General features: G+C 68.6%; 25 protein-coding genes. 12 read left to right on the top strand and 13 right to left on the bottom strand.

The annotated features are described in order from the left end of the window. Positions 1-7 precede the first annotated feature (7 nt). Positions 8-1,381 (top strand): amidase, encoded by a 1,374-nt coding sequence (locus tag BN118_RS15945; RefSeq protein ID WP_010931176.1) that lies wholly within the window; start codon positions 8-10, stop codon positions 1,379-1,381. A gap of 38 nt (positions 1,382-1,419) precedes the next feature. On the opposite strand, the gene BN118_RS15940 is transcribed toward BN118_RS15945, so the two are convergent. Next, complete coding sequence (locus tag BN118_RS15940) at positions 1,420-2,121, bottom strand: riboflavin synthase (RefSeq protein ID WP_010931175.1); 702 nt, start codon at positions 2,119-2,121, stop codon at positions 1,420-1,422. Positions 2,122-2,419: 298 nt separating this feature from the next. Between BN118_RS15940 and BN118_RS15935 the strand changes: the two genes are divergently transcribed. Together BN118_RS15935 and BN118_RS15930 are read left to right on the top strand one after the other, a co-directional pair. Beyond that, entirely contained in the window at positions 2,420-3,409 is a 990-nt protein-coding gene (locus tag BN118_RS15935) for a Bug family tripartite tricarboxylate transporter substrate binding protein (protein ID WP_014906016.1), read from the top strand. 100 nt (positions 3,410-3,509) lie between these two features. Next, positions 3,510-3,971 (top strand): Lrp/AsnC family transcriptional regulator, encoded by a 462-nt coding sequence (locus tag BN118_RS15930; RefSeq protein ID WP_003809010.1) that lies wholly within the window; start codon positions 3,510-3,512, stop codon positions 3,969-3,971. A gap of 15 nt (positions 3,972-3,986) precedes the next feature. On the opposite strand, the gene BN118_RS15925 is transcribed toward BN118_RS15930, so the two are convergent. Both BN118_RS15925 and BN118_RS15920 read right to left on the bottom strand, forming a co-directional pair. After that, a complete protein-coding gene (locus BN118_RS15925) occupies positions 3,987-4,535 on the bottom strand; it encodes a cysteine dioxygenase family protein (protein WP_010931173.1) in 549 nt (182 codons plus the stop codon). A gap of 141 nt (positions 4,536-4,676) precedes the next feature. Continuing rightward, positions 4,677-6,152, bottom strand: a complete 1,476-nt coding sequence (locus BN118_RS15920; protein ID WP_010931172.1) for a class I adenylate-forming enzyme family protein — start codon at positions 6,150-6,152, stop codon at positions 4,677-4,679. Positions 6,153-6,257: 105 nt separating this feature from the next. On the opposite strand from BN118_RS15920, the gene BN118_RS15915 reads away from it, so the two are divergent. Further along, positions 6,258-7,349: a M14 family metallopeptidase gene (locus BN118_RS15915; protein WP_010931171.1), complete on the top strand. Its 1,092-nt coding sequence runs from the start codon at positions 6,258-6,260 to the stop codon at positions 7,347-7,349. Positions 7,350-7,352: 3 nt separating this feature from the next. On the opposite strand, the gene BN118_RS15910 is transcribed toward BN118_RS15915, so the two are convergent. After that, positions 7,353-8,135, bottom strand: a complete 783-nt coding sequence (locus BN118_RS15910) for an ABC transporter permease (RefSeq protein WP_010931170.1) — start codon at positions 8,133-8,135, stop codon at positions 7,353-7,355. Between the two features lie 111 nt (positions 8,136-8,246). Here BN118_RS15910 and BN118_RS15905 point away from each other — a divergent pair, with 111 nt between their 5' ends. Continuing rightward, positions 8,247-9,197 carry an IS481-like element IS481 family transposase gene (locus tag BN118_RS15905; protein ID WP_010929956.1) on the top strand — a complete coding sequence of 317 codons (951 nt, stop codon included), beginning with the start codon at positions 8,247-8,249 and terminating at the stop codon, positions 9,195-9,197. On the opposite strand, the gene BN118_RS15900 is transcribed toward BN118_RS15905, so the two are convergent. Beyond that, complete coding sequence (locus tag BN118_RS15900) at positions 9,194-10,099, bottom strand: LysR family transcriptional regulator (protein WP_003819549.1); 906 nt, start codon at positions 10,097-10,099, stop codon at positions 9,194-9,196. The two genes, BN118_RS15905 and BN118_RS15900, sit on opposite strands and share 4 nt — an antisense overlap. A 115-nt stretch (positions 10,100-10,214) precedes the next feature. Between BN118_RS15900 and BN118_RS15895 the strand changes: the two genes are divergently transcribed. The 5 genes from BN118_RS15895 to BN118_RS15875 all read left to right on the top strand — a co-directional run bounded on the left by BN118_RS15895 (position 10,215) and on the right by BN118_RS15875 (position 15,232). Continuing rightward, positions 10,215-11,144 (top strand): alpha/beta hydrolase, encoded by a 930-nt coding sequence (locus BN118_RS15895; protein ID WP_014906015.1) that lies wholly within the window; start codon positions 10,215-10,217, stop codon positions 11,142-11,144. A gap of 25 nt (positions 11,145-11,169) precedes the next feature. Next, a complete protein-coding gene (locus tag BN118_RS15890) occupies positions 11,170-12,516 on the top strand; it encodes an MFS transporter (protein WP_010931161.1) in 1,347 nt (448 codons plus the stop codon). A gap of 27 nt (positions 12,517-12,543) precedes the next feature. Beyond that, entirely contained in the window at positions 12,544-13,293 is a 750-nt protein-coding gene (locus BN118_RS15885) for an SDR family NAD(P)-dependent oxidoreductase (protein WP_010931160.1), read from the top strand. A 13-nt stretch (positions 13,294-13,306) separates the two neighbouring features. Then, on the top strand, positions 13,307-14,119 hold the full coding sequence (locus tag BN118_RS15880; protein WP_003819553.1) for an SDR family NAD(P)-dependent oxidoreductase: 813 nt from the start codon (positions 13,307-13,309) through the stop codon (positions 14,117-14,119). Positions 14,120-14,281: 162 nt separating this feature from the next. After that, positions 14,282-15,232, top strand: a complete 951-nt coding sequence (locus BN118_RS15875; RefSeq protein WP_005012067.1) for an IS481-like element IS481 family transposase — start codon at positions 14,282-14,284, stop codon at positions 15,230-15,232. A 61-nt stretch (positions 15,233-15,293) separates the two neighbouring features. Here BN118_RS15875 and BN118_RS15870 read toward each other — a convergent pair whose 3' ends face one another. Beyond that, the gene (locus tag BN118_RS15870; protein WP_010931158.1) at positions 15,294-16,403 is read right to left on the bottom strand and encodes a porin; all 1,110 of its coding nucleotides are present in this window, start codon (positions 16,401-16,403) and stop codon (positions 15,294-15,296) included. Positions 16,404-16,915: 512 nt separating this feature from the next. After that, complete coding sequence (panB, locus tag BN118_RS15865) at positions 16,916-17,752, bottom strand: 3-methyl-2-oxobutanoate hydroxymethyltransferase (protein WP_003815281.1); 837 nt, start codon at positions 17,750-17,752, stop codon at positions 16,916-16,918. Positions 17,753-17,878: 126 nt separating this feature from the next. On the opposite strand from panB, the gene BN118_RS15860 reads away from it, so the two are divergent. After that, positions 17,879-18,808 (top strand): LysR family transcriptional regulator, encoded by a 930-nt coding sequence (locus tag BN118_RS15860; RefSeq protein ID WP_014906014.1) that lies wholly within the window; start codon positions 17,879-17,881, stop codon positions 18,806-18,808. Here BN118_RS15860 and BN118_RS15855 read toward each other — a convergent pair. The 5 genes from BN118_RS15855 to BN118_RS15835 all read right to left on the bottom strand — a co-directional run bounded on the left by BN118_RS15855 (position 18,805) and on the right by BN118_RS15835 (position 25,309). Beyond that, on the bottom strand, positions 18,805-19,755 hold the full coding sequence (locus BN118_RS15855; protein WP_014906013.1) for an IS481-like element IS481 family transposase: 951 nt from the start codon (positions 19,753-19,755) through the stop codon (positions 18,805-18,807). The two genes, BN118_RS15860 and BN118_RS15855, sit on opposite strands and share 4 nt — an antisense overlap. Positions 19,756-19,874: 119 nt before the next feature. Then, positions 19,875-21,074 carry an amino acid aminotransferase gene (locus BN118_RS15850; RefSeq protein ID WP_010931163.1) on the bottom strand — a complete coding sequence of 400 codons (1,200 nt, stop codon included), beginning with the start codon at positions 21,072-21,074 and terminating at the stop codon, positions 19,875-19,877. A 72-nt stretch (positions 21,075-21,146) separates the two neighbouring features. Further along, positions 21,147-21,839, bottom strand: coding sequence for an HD domain-containing protein (locus tag BN118_RS15845; protein ID WP_010931164.1), 693 nt, complete (start codon positions 21,837-21,839; stop codon positions 21,147-21,149). Between the two features lie 48 nt (positions 21,840-21,887). Beyond that, positions 21,888-24,314: a heavy metal translocating P-type ATPase gene (locus BN118_RS15840; protein ID WP_014906012.1), complete on the bottom strand. Its 2,427-nt coding sequence runs from the start codon at positions 24,312-24,314 to the stop codon at positions 21,888-21,890. Between the two features lie 44 nt (positions 24,315-24,358). After that, entirely contained in the window at positions 24,359-25,309 is a 951-nt protein-coding gene (locus BN118_RS15835) for an IS481-like element IS481 family transposase (protein WP_014905668.1), read from the bottom strand. 17 nt (positions 25,310-25,326) lie between these two features. Between BN118_RS15835 and BN118_RS20265 the strand changes: the two genes are divergently transcribed. Further along, positions 25,327-25,473 (top strand): hypothetical protein, encoded by a 147-nt coding sequence (locus tag BN118_RS20265; protein ID WP_154698394.1) that lies wholly within the window; start codon positions 25,327-25,329, stop codon positions 25,471-25,473. A 52-nt stretch (positions 25,474-25,525) separates the two neighbouring features. Here the strand turns inward: BN118_RS20265 and BN118_RS15830 are convergent, their stop codons facing one another. Beyond that, entirely contained in the window at positions 25,526-25,894 is a 369-nt protein-coding gene (locus BN118_RS15830) for a cupin domain-containing protein (protein ID WP_003809026.1), read from the bottom strand. Positions 25,895-26,025: the final 131 nt, after the last annotated feature.

Genomic DNA, 26,025 nt, shown 5'->3' with positions numbered 1-26,025 from the left:
GCAGACCTTGAATTACCACCCGAGTACGCACACTCCCCTGACTTTCCATGACCGCACGCAGGCGTTCCTGGATGGCGGCGATTCGCCGCGCGACTACCTGGAGCGCTGCCTGGACACGATTGCCCGGCGCGAACCGGTGGTGCAGGGATGGGTGGTGCTCAACGAGGCGGGCGCGCGCGAGGCGGCCGACGCCTCGGCGCGCCGCTACCGCGAAGGCCGCCCGCTGTCGGCCATCGACGGGATGCCGGTGGGCATCAAAGACCTGATCGAAACCCGCGACATGCCCACCCAGATGGGCAGCCCCGCCTACACCGGCAATTTTCCCAAGCGCGACAGCGCCGTGGTGCGCGCCCTGCGCGAGGCCGGCGCGATCGTGCTGGGCAAGACGGTAACCACCGCGCTGGGGTTCCTGGACCCCGGGCCCACCACCAATGCGTTCGACCCCGAGCGCACCCCCGGCGGCTCGTCCAGCGGCTCGGGCGCCGTGGTGGGCGCCAACATGGTGCCGGTGGCGGTCGGCTCGCAACTGGTCGGCTCCATGCTGCGGCCGGCCAGCTTTAACGCCAACTGGGTGCTCAAGCCCACTTACGGCGGCATGAACCGCGGCGAGCGCCAGGGCTTCAGCCAGTCGCACGTCGGCATCCATGCCGGCTGCGCGCAGGACATGTGGACCACTTCGATCGAGATCGTGCGGCGCGTCGGCGGCGACCCCGGCCATCCGGGCCTGTATGGCGAGGCCGCGCCGCCGGCCGGGCGCAAGCCCGCGCGGCTGGCGGTGCTCGAGACCGAGGGCTGGGAGCGCCTGGACGCCGCTTCGCGCGCCGCCTTCGAGGCGGCGCTCGAGCGCATCGCCGGGCAGGGCGTGCGGATCGTGCGCCGCGCCGACTGCTCGCTGGTCGACGGCCTGGAACGCGCCATCGCGCAAGCGGGCGCGCTGTCGATGCGCCTGATTTCCTGGGAGCACCACTGGAGCCTGAAGAACATGGCCGAGCAGCATCCCGGCACGCTCGGCCCCAGCCTGGTGCGCCAGCTGGAGCTGGGCCAGGCCATGACGCTGGAGCGCTATCGCCACGACATGCTGGAGCGCGAGGCGGCGCGCCAGCGGCTGGCGGCGCTGGCCACCCAGTGCGACGCGCTGGTCAGCCTGGCCTCGAGCGGACCGGCCCCGCGCATCGCCGACCTGCGCGGCACGCCTTATCCCACCGGCGATTATTCGTTCAGCTGCGTGTCCTCGCTGCTGGGGGCGCCGGCGATCAGCGTGCCGGCGCTGGGCGTGGACGGCATGCCGGTGGGCCTGCAGGTGATCGGCCAGCCGCATGGCGACGAGCAGGTCACGGCTATCGGCCGCTGGCTGCACGCGCTGCTGGCCGCGCCGCGCTGAGCGGCGCCTGGCCGGCCGTGCCGGCCGGGCGGCTTGCCTTACTTGAGCGCCGGCGGGCGCACGAAGTCTTCCAGGCTCAGGCCCTTCTCCTTGAGGATGGCCTCGAGCACGGGCTGCAGCTTGCCCAGGCTTTCCTGCACGGCTTCGCGCACCGTGTCGACCACCACCTGGGTGCTGCGCTCGATCTCGATGTTCAGCGCATCGCCGGCCTGCTTTTCCTCGAACACCGTCATGCGGCGCGTTTCGGGAATCAGCCAGACTTCGAACCAGCCTTCCCCGCGGTCGACTTCCGAGACGGTCAGGCTGGCGCCGTTGACGGCGATATAGCCCTTGGCGAACACATACTTGCGAAACGCCGGCGGGATGCCGATGCGCAGCACGCGGTTGTTGTCCATGCTCCGGACGCGTTCGACGGCCGCGGCGAAATCGATATGGCCCGACAGCGGGTGGCCGCCGATCTCGGCGCCATCCCTGGCGGCGCGCTCGACGTTGACGCGCGCGCCGACCGCATACCCGCCCAGCGTGGTGATGTCCAGGCTTTGCAGCATGACGTCGAAGGTGGCGGTGTCGGCCGACACGATGCGCGTGACGGTCAGGCAGACGCCGTCGACCGATACGCTGGCGCCGATGGCCAGGTCGACGCAGAAACCGGCCGGGAAATCGATGGTGAAGGTGCGCAGGCCTTGCCGGTCGGCGATGCCGGCGATGGTGGCGGTGCCTTGGACGATGCCAGTAAACATACAGCTCCTGATGCGGGCGAGGCGGCGGGGCGCCTGGACAAACGACGAGAGTAACCGACTTCGCCGCCGGCGGCCGGCGCGTCCAGGCCGCCTATAGAGAAAAATAGCCGCACGATATAACTAATAATTGTAAGAAATTACCCTGCAACCCGGGATATATTAGAAATTAATTCCCGGTTTGGCCGTTTTCGAGCCAGAAGTCGCAAATATATTTTCCTGCGCGACTTCCATAATGCCGGGAACGGGGGCTGATGCTGGCAAGGCGCAGCCATACAACACATCTATAAGGGAATTTCCAATGAAGTCCATTCAATCCCGCCTGCTGGCGACCTGGGCCGTGTGCGCCGCCGCGGGCATGCTGGCCGGCCCGGCCGTGGCGAGCGGGGCCGCGTATCCCACCAAGCCCGTGACGATGATCGTGTCGTTCCCGCCGGGCGGCAGCTCGGATTTCTTCACGCGCCTGGTTGCCAACAATCTCAGCAAGATGTGGGGCCAGCCCGTGGTGGTCAAGAACCGGCCCGGCGCCGGCGGCAATATCGGCGCCCAGGCGGGCGCCCACGCGCCGGCCGACGGCTACACGCTCTACATGAGCTCGATCAACACGCACGCCATCAATCCGGGCCTGTACCAGAACCCGGGCTACGACCACATCAAGGACTTCGCGCCGATCTCCGAGATCGCCACCGTGATGAACGTGCTGGTGGTCAATCCGTCGGTGCCGGCCAAAAGCGTCAGCGAACTGCTGGCCTATTTCAAGGCCGACCCGTCCAAGGCGTTCTACGCCAGCCCGGGCGCCGGCACCTCGCCGCACCTGTCGTCCGAACTGTTCAAGCGCATGACGGATACGCCCATCACGCACGTGCCCTACAAGGGCAGCAACGCGGCGCTCACCGATGTGATGGCGGGCATGGTGCCGATGGCGATCGACAATCTTCCCGCCGCCCTGGCGCATATCAAGGCGGGCAAGCTGCGCGCGCTGGCGGTGACCTCGCCCAAGCGCTCGCCCGACCTGCCCGACGTGCCGACGATGGACGAGGCCGGGGTCAAGGGCTACGACGTCACGACCTGGTGGGCGCTGTTCGCGCCGGCCGGCACGCCGCAGCCCATCATCGCCAAGATCAACAAGGACGTGAACGCCTTGCTGGCCCTGCCCGACGTCAAGCAGAGCATCGCCAAGCAGGGCGCCGAGCCGGCGCCGTCCACGCCCGAGGAACTGGCCCGGCTGGTGGAGCAGGAGACCGCGCGCTGGGGCAAGGTCATCAAGGACGCCAAGGTCACCATCGATTGAGCAGTACGGCCGCGGCGGGCGCAGCCGCGCCCGCCGCTCATCCCGGCGCGGACGGCTTCCCTCGCGGGAGGCCGCCGCGCCTTTTCATGGCGGTGCGAACATGGATGCCACAGACAGGAAGATCATTGCGATTCTCCAGGAGAACGCGGAGACGCCGATCCAGTCCATTGCGGACCAGGTCAGCCTATCGACCACGCCATGCTGGCGGCGGGTGCAGAAGCTGAAGGAAAGCGGGGTGATCCGGCGCCAGGTCGCGCTGTGCGATCCGGTCGCGCTCAACGTGGGCGTGACGGTCTTCATTTCGGTCAAGACCAACCAGCACTCGCAGGCCTGGCTGGACCGCTTCGCCGACCACGTGACCGACATCCCCGAGGTGGTCGAGTTCTACCGCATGAGCGGCGACATCGACTACCTGATCCGCGTGGTGGTGCCCGATATCTCCACCTACGACACGGTCTACAAGAAGCTGATCCGCATCGCCGACCTGCACGACGTCAGCTCGTCGTTCGCCATGGAGCAGCTCAAGTACACCACCGCGCTGCCGGTCGACTACGCGTCGTAGCGCCCGCGGCCGCCCTCACGCGGCGCGGGCGATGCGGTTGACGTGGGTGGCGACCCGGTCGCCCTCGACGCCGTAGACGTGCAGCGAGATCGCCGTGCCGGCGCCGACATTGCGCAGCCGGTGGATGGCGTCCAGCCCCGCCAGGCTGGCCACGCAATCGCCCGGCGCGCGCGCGACCACGCGCGTGGCCAGCGCGCACTGGCCGGCCGCGTCCCAGTCGTATTGTTCCTCCTGCATGGCGCCGCGCAGCACGGCGTAGGCGCACCAGGTGAAATGGCCATGCACCGGCGTGCATTGCCCCGGCTGCCAGGCCAGCGCCACGATGCTGAAGCGCCCCAGCGGATGGGCGTAGAGCAGGTGGCGGGCGTAGTGCTCGGCGTTGCCGGCCTGCTGGGCCGGCGTCAGCAGTTCGTCGGGTTCGCGGTAGGCGGCCAGCACGCCGGCCACCGCGGCCGGGGTCTGGGCCGTGCTGGCCGCGGCGACGGCGCGGTCGATGTCGGCCGCCAGGCCGTGCAGGCGTTGCGGCTGCGCGGCGCCGGCAACCGATGTGGCATTGAAGCGCATGTCTCCACCTTATTGATGCGATGGATCCATGCTACGCGCCGGCGCGTGGAAAATAAGTGCCTTCTCGGGCGTGTCCGGGCCCGGAATTGGAATGGGCTGCTCATGGAGCAGCCCATTGCCGATCGGCACAGTCTTCTTGCGCTACGCCTCGGCCTGGGCGCGCCGGTCCACCTTGCTGGTGGCCGCCAGCGGCAGCGACTCGACGAAGAACACGCGGCGCGGATGCTGGTAGGCCGGCGCATTGGCCAGGACGTACGACTTGACGTCCTGTTCCGACAGGCTCATGCCCCGCTGCAGCACCACGAACGCCACCGGCTTGTGGCCCTTGATCTCGTCGGCCACCGGCACCACGCAGGCCTGCATGACGGCGGGCAGGCGCTCGATGACCTGCTCGATCTCGCCCGGGTAGATGTTCTCGCCGCCGCAGTTGAACATGTCGTCGGCGCGGCCGATGAAGTAGTAGCAGCCGTCGCTGTCGCGCCGGAACACGTCGCCCGAGATATACCAGCCGTCCTCGGTCAGGACCTGGCGGGTCTTGTCGGGCAGGTTCAGGTAGCCCAGCATGTTGGCGGGCGTGCGCATCCACAGCTCGCCTTCGTCGGCGTCGCGGCCTTGCGCGTCCACCAGGCGCACTTCCACGTCGGGCAGCACCCAGCCCAGCCCGCCGCCGCCCGGCAGCGCGCGGCCCTGGGTGGGGCCGAAGACGATGGGGCCGGCCTCGGTCGTGCCGTAGCCGCCGGCGATCGCGGCATTGGGGAAGGCGCGCCGCACGGCCTCGTAGAGCTGGTCGGTGGCCGGCGCCGAGCCCATGCGGATATAGCGCACGCGGGCGGTGTCGATCTGCGCCAGCGCCTGCTTTTCCTTGACCACCAGCGCCATCATGGTGGGCACCGAGGTGATCCACGTCACTTCGTGCCGTCCCAGCGCCTCGATGAAGCGATGCGTGTCGAACTGCGGCAGCAGCACGATGCTGGCGTGGGCGGCCAGCGCGAACTTGCAGTTGGCCAGCGCGTTCATGTGGAACATCGGCGCGGCCACGATGAAGCGCTCGTCGTCGAAGTCCTTGCGGTTCAGGAAGCGCGAGCGGATGGTCCAGAGCTGGCCGTCGTGCGACAGCTGCACGCCCTTGAGGCGGCCGGTCGAGCCCGAGGTGTAGAGGATCATGGCCGTGGTGCGCAGCGGCGGCGCGTACGTCTCGAACGGACCCGGGTCGAGAAATTCGTCCCATTGCGCGGTGTCGAAGCGCACCGTGTCCAGCCCGGCCGGCGCCAGCGCCGCGCGCGGCTTGTCGACGAAGGCCAGACGCGCCTGGCAGTCCTGCAGCAGGAACGACAGCGTGTCGGGCGCCAGCTTGTAGTTGACCGGCACGGCCACCATGCCCGCGCGCATGATGCCCAGGTAGGCGATCAGGAACTCGGCGCGGTTGATGCCCATCAGGGCGACGGCGTCGCCCGTTTTCAGGCCCTTGCGCAACAGGCCGCGCGCGCAGGCGTTGGCCAGCCGGTCCAGGTCCCCGTGGGTGTAGATCCGCGGCGCCTCGTGGTCGAGGCAGTCGATCAGCGCAATGGCGGCGGGGTTCTTGTTCGGGTCAGTAAGCTGGCCCAGATTCAACGACATGATTTCACCTGTAAACGGCATATCTCGAGCGGGAAAACGAAAAAAAATTCCAGAACCATTCCGTAGAATGGGATTGAATTTGCCAACCCATGTCTAGGAGCCAATGTGCACGCGTCCGATCCTTTCTCCGAAACCTATGCGCAGGCCCGCGCCAAATTCCTGGAGGCGGCGCGCGCCGCCGGGGCCGATATCCATTCCTATTGCCACGATACACAGCGCGGCCCCGACGGTGAAGCGCTGTATCTCGACGTGGCGCGCCTGGGCGGCGCGCAGGCCAGCCGGATGGTGGTGGTGGGCTGCGGCACGCATGGCATCGAAGGCTACAGCGGCTCGGCGGCGCAGACCGACTGGCTGCGCCGTCTCGATCCGTCGCGCCTGCCGCGCGACACCGGCGTGCTGCTGCTGCACGCGCACAACCCGTGGGGGTTCGCGCATGCCTTGCGGTTCACCGAGGAAAACGTCGACCTGAACCGCAACTTCGTCGACTTCAGCCAGCCCCTGCCGCAGAATCCGCGCTACGCCGAGGTGCATGCGCTGATCGCGCGCGACCACTGGGACGAGCAGGACGTCGAGGCGATATTCCGCAAGCTGTCGGATTTCCGCGAATCGGTGGGCGAGCAGGTCTATTCGGATGCCTTCAACGGCGGGCAGTACAGCCACCCGACCGGCATCTTCTATGGCGGCATGCGCCAGCAATGGTCCAACCGCGCCTTGCGCGAGGCCATCGCCACCCATCTGGCGGGCGTGCGCCAGGCCGCCTTCATCGACCTGCATACCGGCATCGGTCCCGAGCGCGGCCACGTGTTCCTGTGTTTCCACGAGGCCGGCAGCCCGGCCTACGAACGGGCGCGGCGCTGGTGGGGCGAGCGCGCGGTCAACCGCGACGGCGTGACGCACAAGGCCGTGGCGCGTTACCAGGGCCTGCTGGTCGATGCCTTCGTGGCCATGCTGCCCGAGGCCGAGACCACGGCGGTAGTGGTGGAGTTCGGCACGCTGCCGCGTCCGCGCATGCAGCGCGCCTCGATGGCGGCGCGCTGGCTGTGGGAGCACCAGGACGCCGACGGCGCGCTGCGCGCCATGCTGATGCGCGACATCCGCGAGGCGTTCTACCCCAGCGCGCCGGACTGGCGCGCCGGGGTGCTGGTGCAATCGCGCGAGATCTTCGACCGCGCCTTGGCGGGACTTGGGCAAGATTAGCGCCTACTCGGTGAGGGTCCGTCCGGCTTCGCCGCGGTCCCAGAACACCAGCTTGCGATGCAGGACCCTGATCAGCTGGCTGCCGGCGATGCCGAGCACGGCCAGGCTGATCAGCGCGGCGAACATGGTGCTGGTGTCCAGCGTGGTCGTCGCCGCGTTGATCAGGTAGCCCAGCCCCTTCGACGACGAGACGAACTCGGCCACCACCGCGCCGATCAGCCCCAGCACCACCGAGATCTGCAGCGCGGCGAAGATGTGGCTGGCCGCCGACGGGATCTTGATGCGCGTCAGGATGTGCCAGCGGCTGGCGGAGAACGCCCGCATCAGGTCCAGCAGGGCCGGATCGGTGGCCTCCAGGCCCACCGCCGTGTTGATGAACATGGGGAAGAAACAGACCAGGGCCACCATGATGGCCTTGGACTCCAGCCCGAAGCCGAACCACACCAGGATCAGCGGGGCCAGGGCGACCTTGGGCATGGACTGCAGGGCCAGCACGAAGGGATACAGCAGGCGTTCCAGCCAGCGGTATTCGGCGAACAGCACGCCGATGATGAAGGCCGCCGTGCAGCCGCCCACGTAGCCGATCGCCATGGACGCCAGCGTGAAGCCGAAATCTCCCCAGAAATCGCCCTGCACATAGCCGCGGTACAGCGCCGCCAGCACGCCTTCGACCGGCGGCAGCACGTAGTACGGCACGCCGAGGTAGCGGTTGGCGATGAACCACAGCACCAGCAGCGCGGCCAGCAGCAGCAGGGGATAGACGATGGATTTGGTGCGCTCTTTCATGTCGGCCCCCTAGTTGTGAAGATTCAATAGGTTGTATGCATGGTTCATCCGAACCGGATTTGAGAAACTGGAAATCGCCGATCCCCCAGTTCACTCAAGGAGCCCGGCCGGATGAACACCCATAAGCATGCCCGATTGACCTTCCTACGTCGACTCGAAATGGTCCAGCAATTGATCGCCCATCAAGTTTGTGTGCCTGAAGCGGCCCGCGCCTATGGGGTCACCGCGCCGACTGTGCGCAAATGGCTGGGCCGCTTCCTGGCTCAGGGCCAGGCGGGCTTGGCCGATGCGTCCTCGCGCCCGACGGTCTCGCCCCGAGCGATTGCGCCGGCCAAGGCGCTGGCTATCGTGGAGCTGCGCCGCAAGCGGCTGACCCAAGCGCGCATCGCCCAGGCGCTGGGCGTGTCAGCCAGCACCGTCAGCCGCGTCCTGGCCCGCGCCGGTCTGTCGCACCTGGCCGACCTGGAGCCGGCCGAGCCGGTGGTGCGCTACGAGCATCAGGCCCCCGGCGATCTGCTGCACATCGACATCAAGAAGCTGGGACGTATCCAGCGCCCTGGCCACCGGGTCACGGGCAACCGACGCGATACCGTTGAGGGGGCCGGCTGGGACTTCGTCTTCGTGGCCATCGATGACCACGCCCGCGTGGCCTTCACCGACATCCACCCCGACGAGCGCTTCCCCAGCGCCGTCCAGTTCCTCAAGGACGCAGTGGCCTACTACCAGCGCCTGGGCGTGACCATCCAGCGCTTGCTCACCGACAATGGCTCGGCCTTTCGCAGCCGCGCCTTCGCCGCGCTGTGCCATGAGCTGGGCATCAAGCACCGCTTTACCCGACCTTACCGCCCACAGACCAATGGCAAGGCCGAACGCTTCATCCAGTCGGCCTTGCGTGAGTGGGCTTACGCTCACACCTACCAGAACTCCCAACACCGAGCCGATGCCATGAAATCCTGGCTACACCACTACAACTGGCATCGACCCCACCAAGGCATCGGGCGCGCTGTACCCATCTCCAGACTCAACCTGGACAAATACAACCTATTGACAGTTCACACCTAGCCCGGCGCCACCCCGTAGCGCATCGCGATGCGCAGCAGCAGCGCATCGAGCTCCTGCAGGATGGGGCGGTGGTCATCGATGCGCCGCACCAGCGCCGACGGCATGGCCGGCAGGTCGATCTCCACGAAGGCGATCTGCGGCGTGGCGTAATAGCTGGCGGCGCGCTTGGTCAGCATCAGCAGACCCTGGCGCGCGTTGACCGCCTCGATGCCCTCGCGCACGGTGCGCACGATGGGGCCGTCGCCGATCGGCTTGCCGCGCGGCGTATGGCGCGGGAAATGATAGTCCTGCCACTCCTGGTTGACCGAGCCCGGCACCATGCGCACCAGGCGCTCGCGCGCCAGCAGTTCGGGGTCCAGCAAATGGGCCGCAGCGAACGGATGGTCGTGCGGCACGCACAGCATGCGCTGGTCGCGCAGCACGATGGGGCCATGGCACAGGCCATCGGCGCCAAGCGGCAGGCGGCAGAAGGCGACATCGACCGAGCCGTCGGCCACGGCGGCGTAGTGCGTGACGTAGGTCAGTTCGGTGAAGTCCAGTTCGACGCCCGGATGCGCGGCCGTGAATTCGGCCACCAGCGGCCGGTACAGCTCGTAGAATCCCCCGCCCAGAAAACCGATGCTCAGCCGGCGCTGCTTGCCGCTGGCCTGGCGCCGGCAATCGTCCAGCGCGGCCTTGAGCATGATGACCGCCGGCGCGGCGCCCTGGCGCAGCGTCTCGCCCAGCGGCGTGAGCGCCACGCGGCGGCTGGTGCGGTCGAACAGCGGCGCGCCCAGCGCGCGCTCCAGCGCCTTGACGGCTTCCGAGACGGACGACTGGCTCATGTACAGCTTTTCGGCGGCGCGGCCGAAGTGCAGCTCGCTGGCCACGGCCAGGAAACAATCGAGTTGGCGCAGGTCCATGAGGTTGATTGATCGGGATTGACGATTGATTGAATGAATAATACCGCTTGTTCCCGGCTTGGCGGCTGGGCAGAATCTGCCCATTCTAGCTTTGTTTCCAGGGAGGAGCCAGATAATGAGTGAATCCTGGCAGGGGCGTGCGGCGCCAAATGGATCGGCGGAGCCGATTGAATTCATGCTCGACGGCGATTGCATCCGGGGCACGTTCTACCGCCCGGCCGGCGCCGGCGCGCCGGTGCCGGCCGTGGTGCTGGCGCATGGCTGGTCCATGGTGGCCGGCGGCGACCTGGAAGACTATGCCGCGGCGGTGGTCAATCGTGGTCTGGCCGCGCTGACGTTCGATTTTCGCAACCTGGGCAAGAGCGGCGGCCTGCCGCGCCAGGAGATCGATCCGTATCGCCAGGTCGAGGATTTCCGCGCCGCCATTTCGTACGTGCGCGGCCGTCCCGAGGTGGATCGCGAGCGCATCGGCATCTGGGGCAGCAGCTACAGCGGCGGCCACGCCCTGACGGTGGCGGCGATCGACCGGCGCGTCAAATGCGTGGTCAGCCAGGTGCCGACGACCAGCGGCTTCTCGGCCGCCCAGCGGCGCGTGCGCTACGACAAGGCGCAGGCGCTGCAGGCCGCCTTCGAGGCCGACCGCGAAGCGCGCTTCGCCGGCGCGGAGCCGGCCACGCTGCGCATGGTCGACCCCGATCCGGAGGCGCCGGTCGCGTATCCCGGCCCCGACTCCTACCGCTACATGACCGGCGAGGCGCGCCGTTGCCCGCAATGGGTCAATGCGGTGACGCTGCGTTCGCTGGAGCTGGCGCGCACCTACGAGCCGGGCGTGTATGCACGGCGCATCGCGCCCACGCCGCTGCTGATGATCGTGGCCGCCAGCGACGGGCTGACCCCGGCCGACCTGCAGCAGGACGCTTTCAACAACGCGCAGCAGCCCAAGGAATTGCTGCTGCTGCCTGGCGGACATTACTCCGTCTATACCGACCACTTCGACCGCACCAGCCAGGCGGCGGCCGATTGGTTTGCCCTTCACCTGCGCTGACGCGCGCACACCGGAATACAAGAAAATGACACAACAGATCATGGAGACACAGGACCTGCGGCGCCGCCTGACGTCGCTGCGGGCAGCCGCCGTCGGCAACGCGCTGGAGTGGTTCGACTGGACCCTGTACGGCACGTTCTCGGCCTACCTGGCGATGAACCTGTTCGACCCGGCCGACCCGACCTCGGCGCTGCTGGCCACGCTGGGCGTGTTCGCCGGGGGCTTTCTGGCCCGCCCGGTGGGCGGCTGGCTGTTCGGCCGCATCGGCGACCGCTACGGGCGCAAGTTCACGCTGGTGCTGACCATGTGCCTGCTGGCCCTGACCAGCCTGGCCATTGCGCTGCTGCCCACCTACGAGCAGGCGGGCGTCTATGCGTCGGTCCTGCTGTTCGTGTGCCGCCTGACCCAGGGCCTGGCGCACGGCGGCGAGTCGGGCGTGGCGTATACCTATGTAGCCGAGATCGCGCCGCCGGCGCGCCGCGGCCTGTGGTCCAGTTCGGTGTTCATCAGCGTGACGCTGGGCGTGATGGCGGCCACCGCGCTGGCCGCCTTGCTGACCTCCATGCTGGGCAAGGAGGCCATGGAGGCCTGGGGCTGGCGGGTCGGCTTCGGGGTCGGCGCGCTGCTGGGCGTCTATGCGCTGTACATGCGCCGCAGCGCCAGCGAAAGCGAAGTGTTCGAGGAGCATGCGCGCCAGGCCGGCGGCCAGCCGGCCGGCCCTGCCATGACGCGCGGCCAGGCGCTGCGCATCGCCCGCAACATCGTGATGATCGCCGTCGCCTCCAACGCCACCTACTACACCTGGGTGACGTTCGCGCCGGCCACCGCCATCGCCACGCGGGGCATGGACCCGTCCGGCGCCTACACCGCCAGCCTGATCGCGCAACTGGTGTGCCTGCTGTGGCTGCCCGTATGCGGGTGGCTGGCCGACCGCTACGGCCGCAAGCCCATCGTGATGGCGTTCGGGCTGGGCGTGGCGCTGGCCGTGTTCCCGGTGGCGCACATCGTGACCGCGCAGCCCTGGACGCTGTTCGTGGCGCAATTGATCGGCCTGCTGGTGTGGGCGCTGCTGGCGGCCATCTTCCCGGCCTTCATCGCCGAACAGGTGCCGACCCAGGCGCGCGCCATGGGCGTGGGCTTCATCTCCTCGCTGTCGGTGGCCATCTTCGGCGGCACGGCGCCCTATATCAACGCCTGGCTGGGCGCGCACGACCTGGGCTGGGTCTACACCGCCTATGTCGCGGCGCTGGGCGTGATGGCATTCATCGGCGCCTTCCTGATCCGGGAAACCGCGGGCCTGGACCTGAACGACATTCCCTTGCCGGGCGAACCGGACAATGCGGCCGTCTCGCGGCGCGCCGCCTACAACTGAACCTCGACTCTCATGCAGCAGAACAACATGCAATATCAGGATCTGGCAGGAAAAATCGCCGTGGTGACCGGCGCGGGCGGCGGCATCGGGCGCGCCATCGTGGCGGCCCTGCGCGAGCAGGGCGCACGGGTGGTGGCCACCGACCTGGACCCGCAGGCGCTGGCTCAGGCCATGCGCGAATCGGGCCAGGACGTCGATTGCCGCGCCCTGGACGTCGCCGATCCGGCCGCCTCGCGCGCGCTGGCCGATGCCGTGGCGCAGCAGTACGGCGTGCTCGACATCTGGGTCAACAATGCCGGCTTCATGGCACGCATGCCGGCGCTGGAGCTCGACGAGCAGACCTGGCAGCGCACCCTGGACATCAACCTCAAGGGCACGTTCTTCGGCGCCCAGGCGGCGGCGCGCCACATGACGCGCCAGGGCAGCGGCGCCATCATCAACCTGTCGAGCTACGCGGGCATCAAGCCGCGCCCCAATTGCGCCGACTATGCGTCGGCCAAGGCCGGCGTGGCGCACCTGACGCAGTGTCTGGCGCTGGAGTGGAGCCCGCTGGGCGTGCGCGTCAACGCCATCGCGCCGGGTTTCATCGACACGCCCATGAGCAGTTGGATGCACGGCGATGCGCAGACCTACACCGAGTACATCGCCCGCATCCCGTCGCGCCGGCTGGGGCAGCCCGAGGACATCGCCGCGGCCACGCTGTACCTGGCGTCGCAGGCTTCGTCCTATGTCACCGGCCATGTGCTGATGGCCGATGGCGGCGTCTCCAAGGCCTGAGGAGGAGCACATCATGACGCAATACTGGGAAGGCAAGGCCGTGGTGGTGACCGGCGCGGCGCGCGGGCAGGGCGCCGCCGAGGTGCTGCGGCTGCTCGCCGCCGGCGCCATCGTATACGCGCTGGACGTGCTGCCGGCCGATGACGCGTGCTGGCGCGAGCTGGCCGAGGCCGCCGGGCCGGCGGCGAGTCGCCTGCATCCGCGCGTGGCCGACGTGGCGCGCGAGGCAACCTGGAGCGCGCTGGCGGCCGACCTGGCCGCGGCCGGCGCGCCGCTCTACGGGCTGGTCAACAACGCCGGCATCACGCTGCGCAAGACTGTCACCGAAACCGCGCCCGACGAATGGCGGCGCTTGCTGGAGATCAACCTGGACGGGCCGTTCCTGGCGATCCGGGCGCTGGCGCCGCTGATGCCGCGCGGCGCGGCGATCGTCAATACGTCGTCGACGGCCGGCCTGACCGGCTATTTCAGCGCCGCCTACACGGCCAGCAAATGGGGGCTGCGCGGGCTGACCCGCGCAGCCGCGCTGGAGCTGGCCGACCAGGGAGTGCGGGTAAATACCGTGTGCCCGGGCCTGGTCGAGACGCCCATGATCATGCAGCCCAACGCGGTGCACGACGCGGCGCGGGCGCGCCTGTTCCACGACGGCAACCGCGACGCCACGCCGCTTGGGCGCGGCGCCGACCCCGACGAGATCGCCGCGGCGGTGGTGTTCCTGCTCGGGCCGGACGCTTCGTTCATCACCGGCGCCGACCTGCCGGTCGACGGCGGCATGACCGGCGGCGGCATCTATTGGCGTATCGGCAAGGCCACGGGCAATCTCTGAAACGGCGGACGGTCCCCCCCAGCGTTCTGTATCTGGAACGCTGAGGGGCCGATTCCGCGTCTAGGTGTGAAGATTCAATAGGTTGTATGCATGGTTCATCCGAACCGGATTTGAGAAACTGGAAATCGCCAACCCCCCAGTTCACTCAAGGAGCCCGGCCGGATGAACACCCATAAGCATGCCCGATTGACCTTCCTACGTCGACTCGAAATGGTCCAGCAATTGATCGCCCATCAAGTTTGTGTGCCTGAAGCGGCCCGCGCCTATGGGGTCACCGCGCCGACTGTGCGCAAATGGCTGGGCCGCTTCCTGGCTCAGGGCCAGGCGGGCTTGGCCGATGCGTCCTCGCGCCCGACGGTCTCGCCCCGAGCGATTGCGCCGGCCAAGGCGCTGGCTATCGTGGAGCTGCGCCGCAAGCGGCTGACCCAAGCGCGCATCGCCCAGGCGCTGGGCGTGTCAGCCAGCACCGTCAGCCGCGTCCTGGCCCGCGCCGGTCTGTCGCACCTGGCCGACCTGGAGCCGGCCGAGCCGGTGGTGCGCTACGAGCATCAGGCCCCCGGCGATCTGCTGCACATCGACATCAAGAAGCTGGGACGTATCCAGCGCCCTGGCCACCGGGTCACGGGCAACCGACGCGATACCGTTGAGGGGGCCGGCTGGGACTTCGTCTTCGTGGCCATCGATGACCACGCCCGCGTGGCCTTCACCGACATCCACCCCGACGAGCGCTTCCCCAGCGCCGTCCAGTTCCTCAAGGACGCAGTGGCCTACTACCAGCGCCTGGGCGTGACCATCCAGCGCTTGCTCACCGACAATGGCTCGGCCTTTCGCAGCCGCGCCTTCGCCGCGCTGTGCCATGAGCTGGGCATCAAGCACCGCTTTACCCGACCTTACCGCCCACAGACCAATGGCAAGGCCGAACGCTTCATCCAGTCGGCCTTGCGTGAGTGGGCTTACGCTCACACCTACCAGAACTCCCAACACCGAGCCGATGCCATGAAATCCTGGCTACACCACTACAACTGGCATCGACCCCACCAAGGCATCGGGCGCGCTGTACCCATCTCCAGACTCAACCTGGACGAATACAACCTATTGACAGTTCACAGCTAGGACGCTGGACTCGCATGCCTCGCGGGGCCGGCCCCGGGGGGCCGGCCCATCATGCAACGGCTCAGAAGCGGTGGCGCAGGCCCACGGCCACGGCGGTGTTGCGCACTTCGTCATGGAACGCGTAGTTGTCGCCGTAGGCGGCATAGGCGTACAGGTTGGTGCGCTTGCTCAGGTCGTAGGTGGCGCCCAGGGCGAAGATGTTGTAGGTCTTGTCGCCGCCGGTCAGCTTGTCGTTCTTCGGATCGGCGCGCTGCCACGAGCCGAATACCTTGGTCTTGCCCAGCGGCACGGTCGCACCCAGCATCAGGGAATCGACCTTGGCCCCGTCCTTGTACGCCAGCGAAGGCAGCTTGCTGTAGCCGGCGAAGCTGGGGTTGGTGCCCATCGAGTAGCCGGAGAACCAGCCGTCGAACGTCTGGCCCCAGGCCGCGTGCAGCTTGACGACCTCGAAATCGTACATGCCGCCCAGGGCGTATTCCTGCACGCTTTGCGATTCGCCGTTGGTGGCGGCGTGGTTGGGGCTGAGGCGGTCGTAGGTGGCGACCAGGGTCAGCGGGCCGGAAGCGTACTTCGCGCCGGCGGTCACGACGCGCGGATTGTCGCTGGTGCTGAAGTTGTCGCCCTTGGTGGTGTCGGCGTTGAACGAATAGCCCAGCCCGAACCGGAAGCCGCTGAAGTCGGGCGACTGGTACATCACCATGTTGTCCAGGCGCAGCGACTTGGTCGCGCCGAACGTGCTGCCGATGCCGGCCATGCCGTAGTCGGTGCCGAACGGGCTGATGTCGGCCATGTACTTGGACGCCATATTGGTCTGGTGGCCGAACTCCAGCTTGCCCCAGGCGCTGCTGGACAGGCCGACGGTGGCCTGGCGGCCGAACAGGCGGCCGCTTTGTTCGGAGTTGCCGGTCTGGTTGTTGAAGCCGGCCTCGAGAGTGAACACGGCCTGCAGGCCGTCACCGAGGTCTTCGGCGCCTTTCAGGCCCCACCGCGAGCCGCTGCTGACGCCGCTGGTCGCGCCGACATGGCTTTGCTTGAAGCCGTCGGGTCCCTTGACCTGTTCATAGCCGATGCCCGAGTCGATCAGGCCATACAGCGTGACGCTGGTGGCGGCGGCTTGCGCCGTGCCCGCGAATCCGCTGGCCAGGGCGACGGCAAGCAAGGTTTTCTTCATTGTGATGCTCCCAAATTTCTGCAGAAGGTCCGACATACGTCCGGCACGGTTCGTGCTGGAACGTGGACCCGGCGAAGTCTAGGGGCGCTATATGTGCCGGAGTGTTACGCGGTGCGCGAATTGACATTTCCATGCACTGAGGCAATGCGTGCGTGGTGCTGTCATATTGCCTTGCTATCGCGGGCGCGCCGCGCCTGCGCGTAGCACGCGGGATGGCGCCATGGGCGCGGCGCGGGGCAGCCCGTGGCCGGGTTTGCCTGTGGCGAAAACCCTACGGCGCGCGGGAGCGGGTTTGCAGGATCCGCGCACATCATTGGCAATTGTTGACAATCATGGCACGGCATAGCGGCTATGCTCGGCCCATCTATAGCAAGGGATTGAGCAATGACCGATCAACCTCCCGCCACGCCTCCCGTCAGGCCGCAGCGCTGGCCGTTTGGCCGTGCGCAGGAGTCCGAGCGGCCCGAGGAGCCGGCCAGCCGCTTGGCGGCGGCCGCTTCCTGTGCCCGGCTTCAGGCCGGGCGGCCGTCGGGCGCCGGCATGCCGGTGCAGTGTTCCGGCGCCGGGAACGTGCGCGCGCGGACCTCGCTGGCGTAGGCCGCGGCGGCCTGTTCGATGATGGGGCCCAGCTGCGCGTAGCGCTTGACAAAGCGCGGCGTGAAATCCGAGAACAGGCCCAGCACGTCGTCCGACACCAGGATCTGTCCGCCGCAGGCGGGCGAGGCGCCGATGCCGATGGTGGGAACGGGCAAGGCCTCGGTGATGGCGCGCGCCACGGGTTCCAGCGTGCCTTCGATGACCACCGTAAAGGCGCCCGCCGCGGCGATGGCCTGTGCGTCGGCCATGACCTGCTCGGCCTCGGCGCCGCGGCCGACGGTACGGAAGCCGCCATGGCCGTGCACCGATTGGGGCTTGAGCCCGACGTGGCCCATCACGGGAATGCCGCGCTCGACCAGGAACGCCACGGTCGAGGCCATTTCCGCGCCGCCCTCCAGCTTGACGCAGCTTGCGCCGGTCTCGGCCATGATGCGGGCGGCGTTGCGATAGGCCTGGCGCTCGTCTTCCTGGTAGCTGCCGAACGGCATGTCCACCGCCACGCAGGCACGCTGCGAACCGCGCATCACGGCGCGGCCGTGCTGGATCATCATGTCCACGGTAACCGGCAGGGTGGTTTCCATGCCGTAGATGACCATGCCCAGCGAGTCGCCCACCAGCAGCAGGTCGCAGTGCGCATCCAGCAGGCCGGCGATGGGAGCCGTGTAGGCGGTCAGCGCCACGATGGGCTCGTCCGGCGTGCGCATGCGCAATTGGCGGGTGGTGATGCGTTTGGCGGCGGTGGGCACGCTCATGATGTCTCCGTAAGGGGTTGACGCGCGCGTCGCATGCTACAAGAGCACTCTGCTGCGCGATGGCCCGGCATGGTGCCGGATCAGAAGCCGATTGTATCGGCGCAGCGACTTGTGCGGCGGTTTTCCATGTCCGACCTGAAACTCTTCGAAGACCTGATCGCGTTGGCGCAGACCGGCAGCTTCGTGCGCGCGGCCGAGTTGCGCCACGTCACGCATCCGGCCTTCGGGCGGCGCATCCGCGCGCTGGAGACCTGGGCCGGCGCGCCGCTGGTCGAGCGCGGCCGCACGCCGGTCGTGCTGACGGCGCAGGGCGAAGCCTTGCTGCAGGCGGCCGGCCAGGTCGTCGAGCAGGTCGATCGGGTGCGCGAACAGCTGCGCAGCGCTGGCCGCCAGGAAGAGCGCATCTTGCGCATCGGCACCGGCCGCAGCCTGGCGCGTACCCTGGTGGCCGACTGGATAGCGCGGCTGCGCCAGCGCCCCGCGCGCCTGCGCCAGCGCCCCGCGCGCCTGCTGGACGGCGCGCAGGTGGAACTGTCTACCGGCGTGATGCAGGAGATGGCGGCGTTGCTGGAGCAGGGCCGTGTCGACCTGGTGTGCTGCTATGAGCATCCGGCGCTGTCGGTGCAATTGACGCCGGGACGGTTTCGCTACATGACCCTGGGCATCGACAAACTGGTGCCGGTATGCCAGGCCGATGCGCGCGGCCGCCCGCGCCATGCCCTGAGCGAAGGCGGGCCGGCCGCGCCGCTGATCACGTATTCGGGCGGACTGGCCATGGCGCGCATCGCCGGCGACCGGCTCGAGACCTTTCCCTATGCGCTGGCGCCGTTCGTGCGCTGCGACTCCCTCGATGCCGCGCACGGCATGGCGCAGAAGGGGCTGGGCATCGCCTGGCTGCCGTGGTCGATGGTGGCCGGGGATTGCCGGCGCGGCGCCCTGGCCGCGCTGGGCGGACGGGCCGAGGAAATCGCTTTCGAGGTGCGCCTGTACCGGCCGCGTACCCGCCTGTCGGCGCTGGCCGAGGCGGTCTGGGAGTGCACCCAGCGCGGCCGCTAGCTGTGAACTGTCAATAGGTTGTATTCGTCCAGGTTGAGTCTGGAGATGGGTACAGCGCGCCCGATGCCTTGGTGGGGTCGATGCCAGTTGTAGTGGTGTAGCCAGGATTTCATGGCATCGGCTCGGTGTTGGGAGTTCTGGTAGGTGTGAGCGTAAGCCCACTCACGCAAGGCCGACTGGATGAAGCGTTCGGCCTTGCCATTGGTCTGTGGGCGGTAAGGTCGGGTAAAGCGGTGCTTGATGCCCAGCTCATGGCACAGCGCGGCGAAGGCGCGGCTGCGAAAGGCCGAGCCATTGTCGGTGAGCAAGCGCTGGATGGTCACGCCCAGGCGCTGGTAGTAGGCCACTGCGTCCTTGAGGAACTGGACGGCGCTGGGGAAGCGCTCGTCGGGGTGGATGTCGGTGAAGGCCACGCGGGCGTGGTCATCGATGGCCACGAAGACGAAGTCCCAGCCGGCCCCCTCAACGGTATCGCGTCGGTTGCCCGTGACCCGGTGGCCAGGGCGCTGGATACGTCCCAGCTTCTTGATGTCGATGTGCAGCAGATCGCCGGGGGCCTGATGCTCGTAGCGCACCACCGGCTCGGCCGGCTCCAGGTCGGCCAGGTGCGACAGACCGGCGCGGGCCAGGACGCGGCTGACGGTGCTGGCTGACATGCCCAGCGCCTGGGCGATGCGCGCTTGGGTCAGCCGCTTGCGGCGCAGCTCCACGATAGCCAGCGCCTTGGCCGGCGCAATCGCTCGGGGCGAGACCGTCGGGCGCGAGGACGCATCGGCCAAGCCCGCCTGGCCCTGAGCCAGGAAGCGGCCCAGCCATTTGCGCACAGTCGGCGCGGTGACCCCATAGGCGCGGGCCGCTTCAGGCACACAAACTTGATGGGCGATCAATTGCTGGACCATTTCGAGTCGACGTAGGAAGGTCAATCGGGCATGCTTATGGGTGTTCATCCGGCCGGGCTCCTTGAGTGAACTGGGGGGGTGGCGATTTCCAGTTTCTCAAATCCGGTTCGGATGAACCATGCATACAACCTATTGAATCTTCACAGCTAGGCCCGGCGCGCCCCGCCCTAGCCGCGCGCCAGCACGCTGGCGATGGCGTCGGCGGCCACCGCCACGTTGTCGCGGTTCAGGCCCGCCACGCACATGCGGCCCGAGCGCAGCAGATACACGCCCTGGTCGCGCCGCAAGGTCTCGACCTGCTCCGCGCCCAGGCCGGTGTAGGTGAACATGCCGCGCTGCGACAGGTAGCGCTGCAGCATGCGCGGCTCGACGCGGCCGGCCAGGCCGTCGTGGATGGCGCGCCGCATCGCCTGGATGCGCTCGCGCATGGCGCCCAGCTCGGCCTCCCACGATTGCCGCAGCGCCGGCGTGCCCAGCACCTGGGCGACGATGCGCGCGCCATGGGTAGGCGGGTTGCTGTAGATGGCGCGGATGGTGCTGGTCAGCTGGCCCAGCACGCAGCCGGCCTGCTCGGCGGTTTCGCAGACCACGCTCAGCCCGCCGCAGCGCTCGCCGTACAGCGAGAAATTCTTCGAGAACGAGTTGGCCACCACACAGGTCACGCCCGCCTCGGCCAGGGCCCGCACAGCATAGGCGTCGTCGTCCAGGCCATCGCCGAAGCCCTGGTAGGCCATGTCGACGAAGGCGATCAGGCCGCGCTCGCGCAGCACCGGAATCAGCGCGTCCCACTGGGCGCGATCGAGGTCCACGCCGGTCGGGTTGTGGCAGCAGGCGTGCAGCAGCACGACGCTGCCGGCCGGCAGGCCGCCCACCGTGGCCAGCATCTCGTCAAAGCGCAGGCCGCCGCTGGCGTCGTCGTAATAGGGATATGTGTGCACCGCGAAGCCGGCGCCCTCGAAAATGGTGCGATGGTTTTCCCAGCTCGGGTCGCTGACCCAGACTTCCGACTTGGGAAAATAGCGCTTGAGGAAATCGGCGCCCACTTTCAGCGCGCCCGACCCGCCCAGCGTCTGCACGGTGGCGATGCGGCCGGCGCGGCGCGCGGCGCTGCCGGCGCCGAACACCAGTTCCTGCACCAGGTCGCGATAGGCCGGCAGGCCGGCCATCGGCAGGTAGGGGCGCGGCCCGATGTCGGCCAGCAGCGCGGCCTCGGCCTCGCGGGCGGCGGCCATGACGGGGATGCGGCCGGCTTCGTCGAAATAGATGCCGATGGTCAGGTTGACCTTGCCGACACGGGGATCTTTCTGGAAATCCTCGTTCAGGCTGAGGATGGGGTCGCCCGGATAGGCTTGGACGTGCTCGAACATGGAACGGCTTCCTACAATGAATAACGGCGCGGGCACGCCCGCGCCCGCGGATACCGACACGGTAACAGGATTTTATCGAAGCTGGCCGCCGCCCCACTGCGCCGAGAAGGCGGCGCGGAAGTCGCGCAGCCACGCCAGGCGCTGCTCGCCCAGGCGGCGGCCGGCCTCGGTCTGCATGCCGTGCGGCAGGCGGGCCAGCTTGGCCTCGATATGGTCCAGGGTATAGCGGCTGTCGTCGAGCGCGCGCTGCGCGGCCAGCGGATCGGACGGATGGGCCAGCGCGCGGCCCAGGCTGCCGCCCACATGGAACATGCGCACCAGTCCCACCGGGCCGAGCGCGTCCAGGCGGTCGGCGTCCTGCACGATGCGCGCCTCGATGGTGCGCGGCGCGATGCCGGCCGAGAAACTGTGCGCTTCGATGGCATGCGCCACCGCGTCCAGCCGCGCGGCCGGAAAGCCCGCCCGCGCCAGGCGCTCGCGCGCCGCCGCGGCGGCCTGGCGCGACGCCAGGTGGCGCTCGGGATGGTTCTTGGGCAGGTTGACCAGATCGTGCAGGTAGCTGGCGGCCAGCACGACCAGCGCGTCGGCCTCGGGATGCGCCTGCAGCATGGCGCGCGCCGCGTCCCACACCCGCCGCAGGTGGCCCAGGTCATGCGCGGCGTCGTCCTGGCCGGCGGCCGCAGCAATGGCGGCCAGGCGCGGCCGCCAGTGGTCGAGGGTGGCGCGATCCGCCGCGCCGGCCGCGCCATCGCCAGGGTTTGTCATCGTCCGGACCTCCGTGCGGGGCCGCCGCGGCGGCCCGAAACGAGGATCTTAACGCGCGGCGAACGGCGCGGCGAAGCGGCGCAGCCGCAGCGCGTTGCTCAGCACGAACACGCTGGACAGCGCCATCGCGCCGGCCGCGAACACCGGCGACAGCAGGCTGCCGTTGACCGGATACAGCACGCCGGCGGCCACCGGGATCAGCGCCACGTTGTAGGCGAAGGCCCAGAACAGGTTCTGCCGGATGTTGGCCATGGTGGCCTGCGACAGCGCGATGGCGTTGGGCACGCCGCCCAGGTCGCCCGACATCAGCACCACGTCGGCCGCCTCGATGGCGATGTCGGTGCCGGTGCCGATGGCGATGCCCACGTCGGCCTCGGCCAGCGCCGGCGCATCGTTGATGCCGTCGCCCACGTAGGCCAGCGCGCCATGCTCGGCCTTCAGGCGCTTGACCGCGTCGACCTTGCCGTCAGGCAGCACTTCGGCGATGACCTCGTCGATGCCCAGCTGGCGCGCGATCGCCTCGCCGGTGCGGCGGTTGTCGCCCGTGATCATGGCCACTTTCAGGCCCAGGCCATGCAGGGCGCGGATGGCCGCGGCGGTGGTGTCCTTGATGGGATCGGCCACCGCGATCATGGCCGCCAGGCGGCCGTCGATGGCGGCGTACAGCGGCGTCTTGCCCTCGTCGCCCAGGCGCGCCGCCTCGGCGGCGAACACGGCCACGTCCAGCCCCAGCCGCGCCATGTAGCGGTCGGCGCCGATCTCGACCCGCGCGCCGTCGACCCGCGCCGCCACGCCGTAGCCGGTGATCGACTCGAACGCCTCGATCGCGCCCAGCCGGGCGCCCTCGACCTGCGCGGCGTCGACGATGGCGCGCGCGATGGGGTGCTCGGACTTGGCCTCGACCGCGGCCACCTTGCCCAGCACCGCCGCGCGCTCGAAGCCTTCGGCCAGCACCAGGTCGGTCAGCTCGGGGCGGCCCTTGGTCAGGGTGCCGGTCTTGTCCACCGCCACCACGCGGGCGTCCTTGAGCGCCTGCAGCGCCTCGCCCTTGCGAAACAGCACGCCCAGCTGCGCGGCGCGCCCGGTGCCCACCATGATGGAGGTGGGCGTGGCCAGCCCCATGGCGCACGGGCAGGCGATGATGAGCACCGCGACCGCGTTGACCAGCGCGAAGGTCAGCGCCGGATCGGGGCCGAACACGAACCAGATGGCGAAGGTCGCCAGGGCCACGGCCATGACCGCCGGCACGAACCACATGGTGATGCGGTCCACCAGCGCCTGGATGGGCAGCTTGGAGCCCTGGGCCTGCTCGACCATGCGGATGATCTGCGCCAGCACGGTATCGCCGCCCACCTTGGTGGCGCGCAGCGCCAGCGCGCCGTTCTGGTTGACCGTGCCGCCCACGACCTCGGCGCCCGGCTGCTTCTCGACCGGCACGGGCTCGCCGCTGATCATGGACTCGTCCACGAAGCTGGTGCCCTCGGTCACCTGGCCGTCCACCGGCACGCGCTCGCCCGGCCGCACTTCGACCACGTCGCCCGCCGCCACCTGCGCGATCGGCACTTCCACGGTGGCGCCGTCGCGCCGCACGCGCGCCGTCTTGGCCTGCAGGCCCATCAGGCGCTTGATCGCCTCGGAGGTGTTGCCCTTGGCGCGCGCCTCCAGGTAGCGGCCCAGCAGGATCAGCGCCACGATGACCGCGGCGGCCTCGTAATAGACGTTGACCGTCCCCGGCGGCAATACGCCGGCGGCGAAAGTGGCGATGACCGAATACGCATAGGCGGCCGCCGTGCCCACGGCCACCAGCGAGTTCATGTCGGGCGCGCCGCGCAGCAACGCCGGCACCCCCTTGCGGAAAAAGCGCAGCCCCGGGCCGAACAGCACGATGGAGGCCAGCACGAACTGGATGTACCAGCTGTTCTGCACGCCGATGCTGCCGGCCACGGCATGGTGGAAGGCCGGGATCATGTGCGAGCCCATTTCCAGCACGAACACGGGCAGCGCGAACACCGCCGCCACGATCAGCGCGCGGCGCAGGCCCTGCAGTTCGGCCGCCTGGCGCCGGGCCGCGGCATCGGCGGCGGCGCCCCCCGGATCCAGCGGGCGGGCCTCGTAGCCGGCGGCGGCCACCGCCTGGACCAGCGCCTGCGGCGCCACCGCACCCGCGACTTCGACATGGGCGCGTTCGGTCGCCAGGTTGACGCTGGCCGCGCGCACGCCCGGCACCGCCTTCAGCGCGCGCTCGACCCGCCCCACGCACGAAGCGCAGGTCATGCCGGGGACGGCCAATTCCATGGTGCTGGCGGCCACGGCGTAGCCGGCCTGCTCGACCGCCTGCACCGCCGCGCCGACATCCGGCGCGCCGGCAAAGCGCACGTCGGCGCGCTCGGTAGCCAGGTTGACCACCGCGTCGCTGACGCCCGGCACGGCTTTCAGCGCGCGCTCGACACGTCCCACGCACGAGGCGCAAGTCATGCCCTCGATAGGCAGGCTGATGGCGCCCGCCGCGGGCGCGCCGGCTAGGTGTGAACTGTCAATAGGTTGTATTCGTCCAGGTTGAGTCTGGAGATGGGTACAGCGCACCCGATGCCTTGGTGGGGTCGATGCCAGTTGTAGTGGTGTAGCCAGGATTTCATGGCATCGGCTCGGTGTTGGGAGTTCTGGTAGGTGTGAGCGTAAGCCCACTCACGCAAGGCCGACTGGATGAAGCGTTCGGCCTTGCCATTGGTCTGTGGGCGGTAAGGTCGGGTAAAGCGGTGCTTGATGCCCAGCTCATGGCACAGCGCGGCGAAGGCGCGGCTGCGAAAGGCCGAGCCATTGTCGGTGAGCAAGCGCTGGATGGTCACGCCCAGGCGCTGGTAGTAGGCCACTGCGTCCTTGAGGAACTGGACGGCGCTGGGGAAGCGCTCGTCGGGGTGGATGTCGGTGAAGGCCACGCGGGCGTGGTCATCGATGGCCACGAAGACGAAGTCCCAGCCGGCCCCCTCAACGGTATCGCGTCGGTTGCCCGTGACCCGGTGGCCAGGGCGCTGGATACGTCCCAGCTTCTTGATGTCGATGTGCAGCAGATCGCCGGGGGCCTGATGCTCGTAGCGCACCACCGGCTCGGCCGGCTCCAGGTCGGCCAGGTGCGACAGACCGGCGCGGGCCAGGACGCGGCTGACGGTGCTGGCTGACACGCCCAGCGCCTGGGCGATGCGCGCTTGGGTCAGCCGCTTGCGGCGCAGCTCCACGATAGCCAGCGCCTTGGCCGGCGCAATCGCTCGGGGCGAGACCGTCGGGCGCGAGGACGCATCGGCCAAGCCCGCCTGGCCCTGAGCCAGGAAGCGGCCCAGCCATTTGCGCACAGTCGGCGCGGTGACCCCATAGGCGCGGGCCGCTTCAGGCACACAAACTTGATGGGCGATCAATTGCTGGACCATTTCGAGTCGACGTAGGAAGGTCAATCGGGCATGCTTATGGGTGTTCATCCGGCCGGGCTCCTTGAGTGAACTGGGGGGGTGGCGATTTCCAGTTTCTCAAATCCGGTTCGGATGAACCATGCATACAACCTATTGAATCTTCACAGCTAGGGAACTGGCATTCATCATGGCTCCTTCAAACAATGGGATTCGACAGCATGACTCCACTGTAGACCTTGCCATGATTGGAAGGTCAAGCGTCCGCGGCGCGCGGCGCCGTGCGCCCTACGCCAGATGCGTGACGAAATAGATCTTCTTGACGTGGCGGTCCACTTCCCAGCGGCCGGTATAGCCTTCGGGCATGATGAAGGCGTCGCCCGCCTTGACCGCGTGGACCGTGCCGTCCGGGTCCACCAGGCGCGCCTCGCCCTCGATGATGTGGCAGTACTCGATGTAGCCGGTGGTGTTGGACTGGAAGCTGCCGCTGGTGCTCTCCCACACGCCGGACTCGACCTTCCCCTGCCCGCCCTCGAAGGCGGTCACCGTGCGAAACGACGCGTCGCCGGCTATGGGCCGGCTGGGCTTGCCCGCCACCGGGTTGATCATGGGGCCCGTATCGATGCGGACCAGGCGCGATTTGTCGTGTTGCGGCATGGGTTCCCTTTGCAAGTTCACTGGAAGGCCAGCGCCGCCACTGCGGCGCCCGGAATCGGACTATAGCCAATCACGGCTCCGACAGGCGCGGCGCGCCCGCCGCGGGCCTCTATATGCCTAAAGCGTATAAA

This window comes from Bordetella pertussis 18323, assembly GCF_000306945.1.
Classification (GTDB): domain Bacteria; phylum Pseudomonadota; class Gammaproteobacteria; order Burkholderiales; family Burkholderiaceae_B; genus Bordetella; species Bordetella pertussis.
Note: the sequence above shows the minus strand (reverse complement) of the source record. Positions and strands in the feature narration are given on the sequence as shown.